Below are 14,659 nucleotides of genomic sequence, written 5' to 3'. Positions count from 1 at the left end.
AATGACCAATGACCAATGACCAATGACCAATGACCAATGACCAATGACCAATGACTAATGCGTCCGTGCGGTAATGAAATCAGCCAGAGCAATTAAGGGTTGAGAGTGCTCACCAAACGGTTCTAGTTGACCTTTGGCATCTTCAATCAGCTCTTGAGCTTTAGCTTTAGAAACTTCTAGTCCCCAGAGGCTAGGATAGGTTGCTTTCTGCGCTTGCAGGTCTTTCCCCGCCGTTTTGCCTAATTCCTCCTGAGTTGCGGTGATGTCCAGGATATCATCGATAATTTGAAACGCTAAGCCAATATTTTGAGCATAGCGAGACAGGCGTTCTATATCCGCATCGGTTGCACCTGCCAAAATTCCACCACAAACGACACAAGTTTCCAGCAACGCTCCAGTTTTATGGGTGTGAATGTAATGGAGGGTTTCCTCTTGAATATCAGATTTTCCCTCAGATTCCAAGTCAACCACCTGACCCCCAACCAATCCAGCCGCGCCCACGGTTCGACCTAAACGAGCAATCACCCGCAACACTCGCTCGGCTGGAACTTTCTGGGTTTGGGTGGCAACATATTCAAACGAATAAGCCAGCAAACCATCACCAGCGAGAATCGCCATATCCTCACCGTAGACCTTATGATTGGTGAGTTTACCCCGACGGTAGTCGTCGTTATCCATGGCGGGAAGGTCATCATGAATTAACGACATGGTGTGGAGCATTTCCAACGCGCAGGCGGTTGGCATTGCCATTTCAATCGTGCCACCCATCAGTTCACAGGTTGCCAGACAGAGAATCGGACGCAACCGTTTCCCCCCAGCTAAGAGGGAATAGCGCATTGCCTCATAAATCTTTTCTGGATAACCTAGGGGCAAAGAATGGTCTAAAGCCGCCTCCACTTGAGCTTTGCGCTCTTTTAGATAGGTTGATAAATCAAAGGCTGGGGATTCCCCATTGGGGGCAGGTCGCCCATCTGTTGCTACCATGCCATCATTCCTTAAATCGTCTGTTCACTGTCTTAACAATTCTACGAGCCTAGGGGCGTTATGAGTGAGTTCTGGTATAGCTAAAAACAGTATTTTGCAATAACATTGTCACCGTCATCGGTCCAACACCACCAGGAACCGGGGTGATAAATTGGGTCATGTCCCGAACGGCGTCAAAATCCACATCACCCACGAGACGGGATTTTCCTTGAGTATCGGTGACGCGATTTATACCCACATCAATCACAATGGCATTCGGTTTAACCTGATCCGCCGTAATTAGATTAGGGCGTCCGGCAGCAGTAATCAAGATATCCGCTTGACGAGTCAGTTCAGCCAAATTTTGGGTACGCAAATGGGCAATAGTAACGGTAGCATCAGCTTCTAGTAACATTAGCGCCATTGGCTTGCCGACCAAAATACTCCGTCCGACGACAAGCGCGTGTTTTCCTTTCACATCAATCTGGTACTCCCGCAACAGGCGCATGACTCCGGCTGGGGTGCAGCTTTGCAGTCCCGTTTCACCTCGCACCAGACGCCCTAAATTTAGGGGATGCAGTCCATCGACATCTTTATCAGGATCAATTTGGTGGAGTAAATAGACGCCATTGAGATGTTCAGGTAAAGGAAGTTGCAGGAGGATACCATCGACGTTTGGGTCTTGATTAAGGCGATGAATGGCTTGCTCAACCTCGGCTTGAGAGACATCAGCCGGAAAATGTTGCCCAAAGGAGGCAATCCCAACTTTGGCACAGGCACGTTCTTTATTCCGCACGTAGGCGGCGCTAGCTGGATTGTCGCCCACCATTAGCACCGCTAATCCAGGTGGGCGTCTATAAGTGGATTTGAGCCGTTCTACTTCCGCTTTGAGCTGATCTTGAATGCGTTGAGCCAGAGCTTTGCCATCCAGTAACTGAGGGTAAACAGATTTCATTAATATTTCGCGGCTGGATACCTCGGCCATACCAATAAGCATGGGCGAAGACGAAAGCCACGCCTCCTAAGTAAGTGAACTGATTCAAAAGTGGTGGGTAGAAAGAGGTGCAGTTTCTACCCAATTGCCCAATGGTTTTTGGGCGTCTTCCCCGCACGGAGTAACGTTAGCTTCGCCAAAGTTATGTCTCGGTACTTTCTCCACCACACTGGCTTTTCCCTATGACCTGTTTAATGGTGGGGTTCTAGAGCAGGGAACTAGCTACGCATTCCCTGGTAGGAACTTTAACACTTGGACATAACGTAGTTCTCTGAGAACCTAGGCTGGTCAACATAAACTTTTTCAAGCTTCGTCTATAGCTAGACTATAGGCGGGGTAGTTGACGGGCAGGTTAAAGATTAACAGACATCAAAGGACTTTGATTATTGTACGGGCAGTGGTGTCACTCACCCGCTATTCAATTCTCAAGCATCTAAGCTATAACCGGGATGTACACTATTTAGCGTGGGGAACAGTCATGGCAATGTCTGCTCAAAACGACCATCGCTCACGCCTTTGCTCGTCAATTCCAACCCGCCAAAGGTCAACTATGTTTTATCTACTGCCAATGTGCGCTTTGCTGTTTGGGGGAGGACTGGTAAGTTGTAGCAATGTTCCTTTGCTAGGTAGTCCGAATGGTATGGGTAGCGCTAACACTGTAGATGTTACGGCGATTAGTGAACTCCCATCTGATCAGAATGCCCAGGAAGTGGTTTACCTTCAAGGTCAAGTCATCACCCAAGCCCCCTTTTTGAACTCAGGGGCTTATCAACTTGAGGATACCACGGGCAAAATTTGGGTCGTGAGCAATCAAGAACTTCCCAATGTGGGTGATCAGGTGGTAATTGGGGGACAGCTACAATTCCAAAGTATTCCCATCGGTGGGCAAGAAATGGGTGAAGTTTACCTTCAGGAAACCGAACAGCTTGAACGGAAAGCTGAATAATTTTATGAAGAGTCAATCAATTGAAGTCGCGATCGCGATTCTCTACCGTTCGGGACGGTTCCTGATGCAGCTTAGGAACGATATCCCTGGCATTCTTTATCCGGGGTGCTGGGGGTTCTTTGGCGGTCATCTTGAACCCGGAGAAACGCCAGAGGTGGGGATGCGGCGAGAATTACTCGAAGAGATTTCCTATTCTCCCCCCCAATTGGCAACGTTTGATTGCTATAATGATGCCCAGGTTATTCGTCATATATTCCACGCCCCTTTAACGGTGGAATTGAATCAATTGGTATTACAAGAGGGCTGGGATCTGGGTTTATTGACGCCCGAACAAATTCAGGCGGGTCAGGCTTATTCGGAAGTAGCGGGTCAGGTGCGTCCCTTAGGGCAACCTCACCAGACAATTTTATTAGATTTCTTGGCGAGGAAACCTTGCCAATGACCCTGACGCGACTGCGATTGCCTCATCTTTTACGTTTTAGCCGATATGCCAGCCTTTCGATGAAACTGATGGCGGTGGGGGTGATTATCACCTTGGTGTTCATCCTCATCGCTATTTTTGCCCCTGTTTTTCAAGCATGGGGATGGCTGCAAGATCCCACCGCATCCCTGATTAACCCGATTCATGAACCTCCCGGTGGTGAACACTGGTTCGGTACGACACGCCAAGGGTATGATGTTTTCTCCCGCACCTTATTTGGTACTCAAGCGGCGTTAAAGGTGGTGATTCTAGCAACCAGCTTGAGTTTAATTATTGGTGTTCCTTTGGGGTTAGTTAGTGGATATCTCGGCGGTAAATTGGATCGGGTGTTGCTGTTTTTGATGGATACGATCTATACTTTGCCGGGATTGCTGTTATCTATTACCTTAGCCTTTGTGGTTGGGCGAGGCGTATTTAATGCCGCGATCGCACTGAGTATTTCTTATGTTCCCCAATATTATCGCGTTGTCCGTAACCATACCGCCAGCGTCAAAACGGAATTATTTATCGAAGCCGCGCAAGCGATGGGTGCTTCCCCTAGGCGGGTTCTTTCCCGTTACCTATTTCTGAATGTGATTCAAAGCGTCCCGGTGTTATTTACCCTCAACGCCGCCGACGCTATTTTAATTTTAGGTGGACTGGGATTCTTGGGACTAGGACTACCGGCAGAAACCCCAGAATGGGGACATGATTTGCGTCAAGCGCTGGATGCTTTACCTACAGGGATTTGGTGGACAGCTTTATTCCCCGGTTTAGCGATGACATCTATGGTGATTGGTTTATCGCTATTGGGAGAAGGATTAACGGAGATCATTAATCCCCGTGGGCGATAGGGGAGATGAGGGAGAGGTTTACAGGTGTAGAGACGTAGCATGCTACGTCTCTACAGTCACCAATCTCCTATTCCAAAGGAACCGGAAATTGTCTCACTCTCGTCGAATAATTAAAAGCTGGGAATTCAGATTTTTATGAAATTTATCCAACCCAAGTCTATAGGTTTCGCCGCCATTGGCGGGTTATTACTCATCCCTCTTGCTAGTGCAGGGTTGTGGTGGACAAGTTCTGTCGCCCAACTACCTAAACCCGACAATGTATCTCAAGATAGTCCATTCCTCTCTCCGATTCATCCCGATGAACCCATTGACGATACTCTAAACGAACGCTTTTCTCTCTCAAATTCTCTAGAACGAATTCAGCAAATTAAACAAGCCCTGTCCAGCTTCCAACAGTTAACCGAAACCAGCCAACCCATTTTAGGCGATCGCAAAATGGCGGAAATTGGTCATACTGACTGGGAAACGCAGCATCTGGGTTTTCCCAACTGGGTGGGTTCGGTAGAAGGTACGCTGAAAAAACAAGCGTATCAAATCGCTAAACTCGAATTTGAACTTGCCCAAGAACAATACCAAGATGGCGAAATCTCCCAAGCTGTTTTAGAACACAAAGAAGCTAATTACCGCCGCGCCGCACAAGACTTCCAAGCCTTTTGGAATTCATTTAATATTGCCGATTAATGTGATTTAATAATATAGCCTGTTCCCTGTGACACACCGAGCGAAGTCGAGGTGTTCCCTGTTCCCCGTTCCCTGACAAATGACAAATGATGTAATTGGTATTGACTTAGGCGGAACCGCGATTAAGCTGGGACTTTTCCAGAAAAATGGCACTTGCATCCAATCTGTAACGGTGGCGACGCCCCAACCCTCAACTCCAAAAGCCGTGGTTGAGGTAATGGCTGACGCGATCGCACAACTTGATACTAACCATAGCGTGATTGCCATTGGTGTGGGTACTCCCGGACCTGCTGATGCAGCCGGACGGATTGCCCGAGTTGCGATTAACCTCAATGATTGGCATGATATTCCCCTAGCCGATTGGTTAGAAGCTAAAACAGGTTGTCCGACGATTATCGCCAATGATGCCAATTGCGCGGGTTTAGGCGAAGCTTGGTTAGGTGCAGGACGTCAGTTTCGCCATTTGATTATGCTAACGTTGGGTACTGGCGTCGGCGGTGCAGTTATTCTAGATGGGAAACTCTTTGTCGGTGCTCAGGGCGCAGCCGGGGAGTTAGGGTTAATCACGTTAAATCCAGAGGGTCCACCTTGTAATAGTGGCAATCAAGGTTCTCTGGAACAATATCTGTCCATTGGGGCAATTCGTCACCGTACCGGAAAAGAACCAGCTGAACTGGGGATTTTGGCAAATGAAGGCAATCCAAAGGCGTTAGAATTTTGGCACCATTACGGACGGGATTTAGGTGCAGGATTGGCGAGTTTAATTTATGTCCTCACTCCAGAAGCGATTATTATTGGCGGTGGAGTTAGTGCAAGTGCCAAATTTTTCTTCCCGGCGGCTTGGGCAGAAATTGAACGTCGAGTGTTACCGAGTTCTCGTACAGGTTTACAGTTACTTCCCGCTACGCTAGGTAATCAGGCGGGAATGGTTGGGGCTGCCAAATTAGCACTGCAAATGAGAAATGATGAATTATGAGTTGTTATTGGTCATTGGTCATTTGTCATTAGTCATTTGTCATGATAACCTGAATCCCCTGCACTCAAGTCAAAGCACCACCGCAACTCGAACCACACCCGGCGGTGCAACCGTAACAATAGGAAGCTGTGCGAATTTCGTCAATGATATCTAAGCTTCCTGCGGCTAATAGCTTACCCACGGTTAACGTTTCCCCAGTGCGAGACTTAGCGGGTATTTCTTCCATCTGATTAAAATCACAGTCGTAAACATTTCCTCGATAATCAATCGAGAGTTCATTTCGACACATCAAATGTTCCACCGTCGTCGGATTAAAATTATCTTCCAGAAACTTCAGATACGGTGTATACAGCTTGGTTCGTTGCAGATAAAACTTGGTTCTGCCAATGGGTAAATTGGTAATCGCGAACAACTGGTTAAACTCAATATCAAAATTTTCCTTAAGGAACCGTTTATAGTCCTGTTCCAACTTCACCTGATTCGGCGTTAAGTAAAAATCTTCACTCACAGGCAACGCTGGATTATAAACCAAATCCAGGATTAACTGCGGATTTTTTCCATACCCCAATTGATTTAACCGTTGAATTGCCCGAATCGAATCATTGTAAACTCCTTTCCCCCGCATTTTATCCACATTATCCTCTAAATAGCAGGGAAGCGAGGCAACAACTCTCACCTGATGTTGGGCAAAATATTCTGGCAAATCCTGGAATCCCGGTTCAAAGAAAATTGTCAAATTTGACCGCACAATCACCTCCTTTCCCATTGCCCGCGCTGCTTCAACTAAGGGTTTAAACCCATAATTCATTTCCGGCGCACCCCCGGTTAAATCAACGGTTTGGATTTGCGGGAAGCGATGAATCAGTTCGATAAGTTGGTCACAGATTTCCGGGGTCAGTTCTTCCGTGCGTTTAGGTCCCGCTTCTACATGGCAATGGGTACAGGCGAGATTACAGCGTTTTCCCAGATTGATTTGCAGAACCGTAATTTGATTTTTGGTTAAAGGTGTCCTCAGTTTTTGACTAAACGGGGTTACCGCTAATGTGGCTGTCTGTGTCATTACGTTAAATCTCTGGAAATGTATCTTGACTTCAGCATCTGACTAGCCAAATCCATATCGGCTAGCTGAGTCTATAATAAATCATTTAGTCTGACCGAGATCAATTAAACAGCAGTTCAATGAGTTTTTGCTGAGAATCAGTCATTCGTCATTCGTCATACTCGCTTTCCGAAAAGAAGCAAGCTACGTCCTTTGTAAGGGTTTGAGGGTTGTTTACAAAACTTAGTGAGCGTGCTGTTTTCTTTTGTCCGACTACTTATCAATAATCTTTGAAAACAAAAAATAAAAGCTTTACAGTTTTGAGTTCAACCTTCATTACTGCTTCACCAAAACGCTTAACTAACAGGTTAAGCTTGGGTTAATTCATGCCATTAGCTCAGGAGCGAAACGATGAAAGGAGTGAAAGAGAAATCCCGCAAAGAAACAATTTATGATAGTTCTAGATTAACAGGCAAAGCCTTCTTGATGGATGCCAAGCCTCTGAGTAAGAAAAAATTAACGTGTCGGTGGATTAAATTATCAGCAAATCCTGGCACTTTAATAGCAATGTGGGATTTTTAATTATAATATCATGTCCGGTTGAATATTGCTCAGATAAGCCCGACTTTAATTTATTTGACCCCGGCTACAGTAAGCTGTTCGGCATTTAAACCTTAATATCAATAATGGCGAAATCACGTTCAGTGCGTTTAGCGAAGCCATGCCGCAGGCTTTGCATCTTGCTCACTACCCATTCCCAATTTAAAGGCATGACAGCTTATTGTCTGGCTTCTTACCTTTCCCCTGTTTCCTTCTCTTACCCCAACCATTATTCAGCAAGTCATAACGATTAGATCGGTTCTAATTGGAGTCGATACCGATACAAGGCGACGGGTTGATCCAACGCCTGAAAATAATCAGGATCTTGAGGGGAAAGGTAAATCGCGGTGATTTGCCATGCTTCAATTCCGGAATCTGGTGATGGCAATTGATCATAAGCGGTTGTGGTTTCCACCTGATTTAAATAGGGTTGGGTTGTACCGCGAAAGTATTGGTTAGTGACTTCTGTGGCAATAAAGCGATCGCGGCTGGGGGTTTCTGTGTTTCGACCTGTAACAATAGAGATAAGTTGGCGTCCCGATCGCAATTCGGTTATTTGCCGATTTACAGACGCCGGATCAACCTTGACTGAACGAATGGCGTCTTCGCCGAGATAGGCTTGGGCGATATTCAAGCCATTAAATTCTCGATCCGCAACTACGCCGGATTCTGTTTGCTGGGGAAGGGGTATAATGCGATCGCGAGATTTCGATTGAACTTGATCCACCCGTTCAAACCGTACCTGAAACTGCATCGGCTGATTTAAATAGCGGCGATTACTCTTAAATCCCGGCGTGACTATTTCTGGCGCTAAGGGTGTAACTTGTTCGATGAGGGTGCTGGTAACATTCCAAGTTCCCTCCATCCAATCGGGATAAACCAAATCCCCCATCGCCGCCGTTACTGGGGGTTTAGTGTGCCAATCGGGAAACTGCGCCATGCGATCGGCTAATTGTCCGGCTAGTGCTGGATTGATCCAAAAGCAGTAGACTAAAATTAAGCCTAATCCTATGAGTCTGGGGATAATTGCCACAACTAAGTTGATCCTTGCTTGGTGTTGGTTAACAAGAAAGAGCGCGATCGCACTCACAGTAGGATAGCTTGGTGAACTTCTACCCAATCATGCCAGTTTCTCGGTCTAGATGCGACAACCAGTAGGTGTTTTTTCCGACGAGTTAAAATTTGAGGCTGTATTCCTTATCCAGTTAGGATTTGCCGCCTTGTCATTGATTTAGGTTAATGCGCGGATGGGTAGGTGTTTTTTTGAAGCCGTTGAGAAAAATGGCTGAATTGCTTTGTGTACAAGAGGTTGAACCTCATTACGGCAAAATCTCAGCCGCGCAAATCTTGAAAAGCTTGCTGTAACTGGTTTTCAGGAGATTTTATGAATAGACTCTTGCCAAGACCTATCCCTGAGATGCTATTATTTTCATCAGCCGCGCAACCGTACCATGAAAACTACATAGTGTCAGGTTTCCAGATGACCGCCCTTGGAATTCCCCTGAATCCCTATCAGGGATTGAAACTCTTACCAGCCATTATTACTTTCCCCATTATTTTCTTGGAATTCCCCTGAATCCCTATCAGGGATTGAAACTGTTAGCCCGTACTTGGCGATCATTGCATCAATGCTTGGAATTCCCCTGAATCCCTATCAGGGATTGAAACGCACCAATCAGACTGGAAACTGCCTGATTGATACTTGGAATTCCCCTGAATCCCTATCAGGGATTGAAACATTTCCGGCTCCCCCTTCCCTTGCAGGGAAGGGGGTTGGGGGGTTAGGTTTTCCCAACAAGAAGATTTCAGCTTAGATTTCAACTAAAGCCAATAAATAACGGCACGGCGGAACAGGAACAAAAAGGGGTAACGATACCAACCGTTGCCGCTAAACCATTGCCAAAAATCGTCCGCTTGCCACTAATCCAATAGCGAATCTTTTGCGGGTCAAGAAAGGTTTGCACCGTTCCCACTATAAAACTAATCACAATTAATAGAGTCAGAACTTTGGGGACATCGTAGAAAAAGCGCTGACCCCAGAGATGAATGCAATGATAAACCCAAAAATTTAGTTACAATTTGGCTAGCTAACCAATCAAATGGATAAAATAAATCAACCATAAAATTATCCTTGGTTAGGTGTTAAATATTAGGTGTTGTTGCAAATGACGAATGACAAATGACAAATGACAAATGACGAATAACTTAAGACTGCAACAACGGTTTAATTTGTTCTGGGGAAATTACCTTTCCTTTACTCACCACTTTGCCATTCACAGCTAACGCTGGAGTAGACATAACCCGTCGTTTAGCAATCTCCACAGGGTCAGTAATTGGCACGACTTCAGCCGCAATACCCAAAGACGCGATCGCACTTCGGGCATTTTCCTCTAATTGATGGCATTTTTTACAACCCGTTCCCAGAATTTCTACCGTAAGCGTATCCACACTTAAAACCTCATAAGAATTGGAATCATGATCAAACCCAGCCTTGTCTTCACCGCTATAATCAACATCCTTAAAGACAACACACTGGCGTTCTTCACCCAACCGTTGAGCATTTTCTTGACAACGATTGAGCAAAGGTAATAATTCTGCTCGAAGCCGTTGCAATTGCTGGATATTGTCTTCAATTTGCTGAATTTTTTTCAGCAACATCTGATAAACTTCACCACAAGACAGAGAATTACCATCTTGCAATACCAGTAATTCTTTAATTTCGTCCAGGCTTAAACCAAACGCCTTCGCCCGACTAATAAAGGACAACCGTTCAATATCCTGGTCATCAAACAAGCGATATCCAGCCTCAGTACGTTTCGGACTCGGAATCAATCCAATCCGTTCGTAAAAGTAAAGGGTTTGGGGATTAAGTCCCAACTTACGCGCCACTTCACCAACTTGAAGCATATTGCCCCAGCTCATATCAGAATCCAGTGCCTTAATCATAAACCTTATACCTAGGTATAAAGTCAACCCCTAGTCAGAGAATATTGCCACAAAAAGTCCCTCCCCGTGTTGGGAAGGGTTCATAGCCAATCCGGGTTAACTACTCTCTTGATAATCCTGACTTTTCACGGGATCTGGAAAACCTCTCTGGAAAACCTCTCTCCGAACCTCTCCCGACGCCTCTCCTACAAGGAGAGGGAAGCGGAATATATTTTTTTATTTGGAGAGGCTTTGAATTCTTCCCCTTCCGTGCAAAAAAAGCGCAGCATCCTCTGTCCTCCCCCCTCGCAGGGGGGAATAATCCAGTCCGCGCAGGCGGACTTTGTTTGTGTAGCAGCGACTTCTAGTCGCCGTGGCAACAAGAGATTAACCCAATGCATCAATTAACTTAACAACTCGCTCTTTAATCTCATCTCGTACTCGCCGAAACGTCTCAATCGGTTCACCCGCCGGATCATCCAATTGCCAATCCTGAAACACCTCCCGCAATATCCAAGGTTCAGGCAAATTAACCCCACAGCCACACAAAGAAATCACTGCATTATAATCATCAGGATTAAAATCACTTAACGGCTTAGACGTTTGGTCACTAATATCAATCCCAATTTCCGACATCACCTCAACCGCCGTAGGATTCACTTCAGACGCCTCCAACCCCGAACTCGTCACCGCAACTTTTCCCTCTCCTAACGTGCGAGCAAATCCTTCTGCCATTTGGGAACGACAGGAGTTTTTTTTGCAGACAAACATAACTTGTTTCATGGTAATCCTGACTACTAATTTTCGTTGGTTTACTACAATCTAATCTTTGAGGCATTAGCCGAAACTAAGTTCAAAAAATCACCGCTATTCCTGTCTATCCCTTAATATTCAGCAATAACAATAAAGCTTTGACCTGTCTTTCCACTTCATCGCGAACTTGGCGAAATACCTCTATCGGTTCATCATGGGGATCATCTAATCGCCACTCGTAGAAAGTTTCCTTTATCAACCACTCCTCCGGTAAATCTTTACCACAGTCACACATCGATATCACAGCCGGAAAGTCTTCAGCATTGAAATCACTCAACAGTTTAGACTGGTGCTGACTAATATCAATACCCACCTCAGCCATAACCTGAATCGCCAGTGGATGAACCTGACTCGCTTCCAGTCCAGCACTGGCGAAGGAAAATTTCCGATTTTCATCTAAAAAGCGAGCAAACCCTTCTGCCATTTGGGAACGGCAAGAGTTTTTTTGACAGACAAAAATTACTCTTTTCATGGGTCAATAACAGGATCAAGGATGGTGAGTTTAAGGAAAAGGGAAGTCTGTTATTAGCTCGGATCATTTGTTATGGGGATAAAGAATGACAAAGAGAATGATTAGTAAGGGTTAACACAACGCGGATCACGCAATGTTGCCTTCTCCGGTTCCCGTGGAAACCACATCGCTGTGCGCTTACAAAACTCCACCAACATCAACATCACAGGAACTTCAATTAACACCCCGACAACCGTCGCCAACGCCGCCCCCGAATTCAACCCAAACAGCATCACCGCCGTGGCAATCGCCACCTCAAAATGATTACTCGCCCCAATTAACGCCGCAGGTGCAGCATCTTCATAGGTCAAATTCAACTTCAACGCCGCCACATAAGTGATCAAGAAAATAAAATTTGTCTGAATAAACAACGGTACAGCAATCAGCAAAATATGTAGCGGGTTATTAATAATCAGTTCTCCCTTAAACGCAAACAAAAGAACCAACGTAATTAAAAGCGCCGCAATCGAAATCGGACTCAGATACTTAATAAATCGCCGTTCAAACCACTCTTTTCCCTTATGTTTAAAAATCCAATACCGACTATACATCCCCGCCGCTAACGGCAACCCCACATAAATCAGTACCGATAACACAATGGTTTGCCAGGGTACAGTTAAATTATTCGCCGCTAATAACCATCGTCCTAAGGGAGCATACAGAAACAACATAACCAACGAATTCACCGCCACCATCACCAAGGTATGTCCTTGATTACTGTAAGACAGATACCCCCACATCAAAACCATCGCCGTACAAGGGGCAATGCCTAATAAAATTGCCCCAGCGATGTAAGAATTTGCCAAGGTAACTTCCGCCCCACGAATGATCTCCGTTTGCGATAGCAAAGGCTGAAACAACCAACCCAGGAAAAACTGGGCAAAAACCACCATCGTGAAGGGTTTAATTAACCAATTCACCACCATGGTTAAAATCACCGGTTTCGGCGCCCGCACTGCCTGAGTTGCTTGGGTGAAATCAATTTTCACCATAATCGGATACATCATGAAAAACAGGCAGATGGCGATAGGAATGGATACCTGATAAACACTCATGGCATCCAGTGTCACTGCCACACCGGGAAATAATTTACCCAGGGCGATACCTGCAAGGATGCAGAGTACTACCCAAACGGTGAGATATTTTTCAAAGAAACTAAGTTGACCCCCAACTTGGGGTGGTGATGGTGTGGCGTTAGATGAATTAGTACTCATAGGAATGAATCAAACTGCAACCGCTAATAGTTAAAACTTTTTCTGTTTGCGTAACAACTCACCGATAGTGAGATTAAATTCAGCTTGACCGTCAAAGACAGTGCCTACCTTGTTTTGAAAGAAATGCACGTTAGCTAGGTGATACCCCTCCTCTGGTAGCGGCACATAGCCAACCGAACTGACGATTACTGGGGCATTCTCCAGGTAAAACGCCACAAATTCTCGTAACGCTGGGTTTCTCTGGGCAGCCGCCCCGTTAACGTAGATAAACAACGGTCGAGTTAAGGGTTGATAGGTTGCATTCTCAACGGTTTGACGTGAGGGCAAGACAGCCCCCTTGCCACTATCAACCGCGATCGCTTTTAATGTATCTTGATTGGTTTCGTAATAGGCTAAGCCAAAATAGCCCAAAGCATTTGGGTCTCGATTCACCCCCTGTGCCAGGATTTCATCATCCTCACTGGCGATATAATCGCTACGACTCGACCCCGCTTCACCGACGATGGCTTCGGTAAAATAATCAAAGGTGCCAGAATCTGTCCCCGGACCATATAAATTTAAAGGTTTCTGGGGAAAAGACTCCAGGACTTGATTCCATTGAGTGATTTGGCGTTGGGCTTCGGGTGCCCAGATTTTTTTCAACTCTGCCACCGTGAGACTGTCTACCCAATCATTTTCGGGATTCACCACGACAGTAATCGCATCAAAGGCAACGGGGAGTTCAATGTAAGCCACCCCGAATCGTTTGCAGGCTGCCATCTCATCGGCTTGAATCGGGCGAGAGGCACCATTAATATCGATTTCACTGGAACAGAATTTTTTAAACCCACCTCCTGTACCCGAAAAGCCCACGCTGACATTGACGGGCGCTTTTGTCGTGGCTGTAAATGCCTCAGCAACAGTCTTGGTAATCGGATACACCGTACTCGAACCATCGATTTCAATCGGTTGGGGCGACTGCGACTGAACTTGGGAACAGGCACCCAAGAGTGCCGTAGCCGTGGCGATTAGCGCCAGTTTTGTCCATGGCAGGATTTGTGGTCTGGGGATAACCTTCATTGAACTCGACCCCCTTCTAGAACTATGGGATTACTTTTAACGTATCAAAAAAACTTGATTTGTCAAGCCCTTATATCCACGATTGAGGCGATGTAGAGCAGTAGCCAAGACTCCAGAGGCAGGAGACAGAGGGCATAAGGCTGATTATAGCGATACTCCAAAAAAAGTTGATATCGGACAATTGTAGAGATGCGCCATGCTACGTCTGGAACACCCCTACGCCCTTGAACCCCAGGTATTAATCCGAACAGGGACGACCCGATAAAATGGGGCTAAAGCGGCGGTATTCTGCCAAATATTGTTCTAACAGCACAAATTGAGGCAAATTCAGGCTGTAATAAACCCAACGCCCTTCCTGACGGGCGCGAACCAAGCTAGCTTCTTTGAGAGTTTTCAAGTGAAACGATAACTTCGACTGACTCACTTCCAGCACTTCGCAGAGTTCACACACACACAGTTCCTGTTCTCGCAACAGTTCCAGTAGTTTGATCCGAATCGGGTCAGATAAAGCATGGAAGCTGGAGGTAATCAGACTCAGATTGGTCGGGGAGGCGGTGCTTTGCATCAACTTTTCTTGAAACGTCTCCTTAATTGTAGCTGAGGTGCAAGGTAGAGACGTATCAG

General features: G+C 45.9%; 16 protein-coding genes and 1 pseudogene. 6 read left to right on the top strand and 11 right to left on the bottom strand.

Annotation, left to right across the window (positions count from 1 at the left end):
- Window positions 1-54: 54 nt before the first annotated feature.
- Window positions 55-984 carry a geranylgeranyl diphosphate synthase CrtE gene (gene crtE, locus ACLFWI_RS03590; RefSeq protein WP_446411771.1) on the bottom strand — a complete coding sequence of 310 codons (930 nt, stop codon included), beginning with the start codon at window positions 982-984 and terminating at the stop codon, window positions 55-57.
- A 58-nt stretch (window positions 985-1,042) separates the two neighbouring features.
- Window positions 1,043-1,918 (bottom strand): bifunctional methylenetetrahydrofolate dehydrogenase/methenyltetrahydrofolate cyclohydrolase FolD, encoded by an 876-nt coding sequence (folD, locus tag ACLFWI_RS03585; RefSeq protein WP_446409150.1) that lies wholly within the window; start codon window positions 1,916-1,918, stop codon window positions 1,043-1,045.
- A 589-nt stretch (window positions 1,919-2,507) separates the two neighbouring features.
- On the opposite strand from folD, the gene ACLFWI_RS03580 reads away from it, so the two are divergent.
- The 5 genes from ACLFWI_RS03580 (at window position 2,508) to ACLFWI_RS03560 (ending at window position 5,874) form a co-directional block, all read left to right on the top strand.
- Window positions 2,508-2,903, top strand: a complete 396-nt coding sequence (locus tag ACLFWI_RS03580; protein WP_446411770.1) for a hypothetical protein — start codon at window positions 2,508-2,510, stop codon at window positions 2,901-2,903.
- A gap of 4 nt (window positions 2,904-2,907) precedes the next feature.
- Window positions 2,908-3,345 carry an NUDIX hydrolase gene (locus ACLFWI_RS03575; RefSeq protein WP_446411769.1) on the top strand — a complete coding sequence of 146 codons (438 nt, stop codon included), beginning with the start codon at window positions 2,908-2,910 and terminating at the stop codon, window positions 3,343-3,345.
- Window positions 3,342-4,217: an ABC transporter permease gene (locus tag ACLFWI_RS03570; RefSeq protein ID WP_446411768.1), complete on the top strand. Its 876-nt coding sequence runs from the start codon at window positions 3,342-3,344 to the stop codon at window positions 4,215-4,217. Before ACLFWI_RS03575 ends, ACLFWI_RS03570 begins: the two co-directional genes overlap by 4 nt.
- A gap of 135 nt (window positions 4,218-4,352) precedes the next feature.
- Window positions 4,353-4,898 carry a hypothetical protein gene (locus ACLFWI_RS03565; RefSeq protein ID WP_446409146.1) on the top strand — a complete coding sequence of 182 codons (546 nt, stop codon included), beginning with the start codon at window positions 4,353-4,355 and terminating at the stop codon, window positions 4,896-4,898.
- A gap of 79 nt (window positions 4,899-4,977) precedes the next feature.
- Entirely contained in the window at window positions 4,978-5,874 is an 897-nt protein-coding gene (locus ACLFWI_RS03560; RefSeq protein ID WP_446411767.1) for an ROK family protein, read from the top strand.
- Window positions 5,875-5,938: 64 nt separating this feature from the next.
- On the opposite strand, the gene arsS is transcribed toward ACLFWI_RS03560, so the two are convergent.
- Entirely contained in the window at window positions 5,939-6,934 is a 996-nt protein-coding gene (arsS, locus tag ACLFWI_RS03555) for an arsenosugar biosynthesis radical SAM (seleno)protein ArsS (RefSeq protein ID WP_446411766.1), read from the bottom strand.
- Window positions 6,935-7,324: 390 nt separating this feature from the next.
- On the opposite strand from arsS, the gene ACLFWI_RS03550 reads away from it, so the two are divergent.
- Window positions 7,325-7,495 (top strand): hypothetical protein, encoded by a 171-nt coding sequence (locus ACLFWI_RS03550; RefSeq protein ID WP_446409143.1) that lies wholly within the window; start codon window positions 7,325-7,327, stop codon window positions 7,493-7,495.
- Between the two features lie 268 nt (window positions 7,496-7,763).
- Here the strand turns inward: ACLFWI_RS03550 and ACLFWI_RS03545 are convergent, their stop codons facing one another.
- The 8 genes and pseudogenes from ACLFWI_RS03545 to ACLFWI_RS03510 form a co-directional block, all read right to left on the bottom strand.
- The gene (locus ACLFWI_RS03545) at window positions 7,764-8,546 is read right to left on the bottom strand and encodes a DUF6816 family protein (RefSeq protein WP_446411765.1); all 783 of its coding nucleotides are present in this window, start codon (window positions 8,544-8,546) and stop codon (window positions 7,764-7,766) included.
- A 790-nt stretch (window positions 8,547-9,336) separates the two neighbouring features.
- A pseudogene (locus tag ACLFWI_RS03540) lies at window positions 9,337-9,634 on the bottom strand (permease); the annotation flags it as partial.
- 84 nt (window positions 9,635-9,718) lie between these two features.
- The gene (locus tag ACLFWI_RS03535; RefSeq protein WP_446411764.1) at window positions 9,719-10,459 is read right to left on the bottom strand and encodes an MTH895/ArsE family thioredoxin-like protein; all 741 of its coding nucleotides are present in this window, start codon (window positions 10,457-10,459) and stop codon (window positions 9,719-9,721) included.
- A gap of 366 nt (window positions 10,460-10,825) precedes the next feature.
- Window positions 10,826-11,221 carry an arsenate reductase, glutathione/glutaredoxin type gene (gene arsC, locus ACLFWI_RS03530; protein ID WP_446410478.1) on the bottom strand — a complete coding sequence of 132 codons (396 nt, stop codon included), beginning with the start codon at window positions 11,219-11,221 and terminating at the stop codon, window positions 10,826-10,828.
- 94 nt (window positions 11,222-11,315) lie between these two features.
- Entirely contained in the window at window positions 11,316-11,723 is a 408-nt protein-coding gene (arsC, locus tag ACLFWI_RS03525; protein ID WP_446411763.1) for an arsenate reductase, glutathione/glutaredoxin type, read from the bottom strand.
- A gap of 101 nt (window positions 11,724-11,824) precedes the next feature.
- A complete protein-coding gene (arsB, locus tag ACLFWI_RS03520) occupies window positions 11,825-12,976 on the bottom strand; it encodes an ACR3 family arsenite efflux transporter (protein WP_446411762.1) in 1,152 nt (383 codons plus the stop codon).
- A gap of 30 nt (window positions 12,977-13,006) precedes the next feature.
- Window positions 13,007-14,035, bottom strand: a complete 1,029-nt coding sequence (locus ACLFWI_RS03515) for a PstS family phosphate ABC transporter substrate-binding protein (RefSeq protein ID WP_446411761.1) — start codon at window positions 14,033-14,035, stop codon at window positions 13,007-13,009.
- A 238-nt stretch (window positions 14,036-14,273) separates the two neighbouring features.
- A complete protein-coding gene (locus ACLFWI_RS03510) occupies window positions 14,274-14,600 on the bottom strand; it encodes an ArsR/SmtB family transcription factor (RefSeq protein WP_446411760.1) in 327 nt (108 codons plus the stop codon).
- Window positions 14,601-14,659: the final 59 nt, after the last annotated feature.

This window comes from Coleofasciculus sp. (assembly GCF_046539235.1).
In the GTDB taxonomy this organism is placed as follows: domain Bacteria; phylum Cyanobacteriota; class Cyanobacteriia; order Cyanobacteriales; family Coleofasciculaceae; genus Coleofasciculus.
The sequence above is the reverse complement of the archived record's forward strand: the minus strand, read 5'-3'. Positions and strand labels throughout refer to the sequence as shown.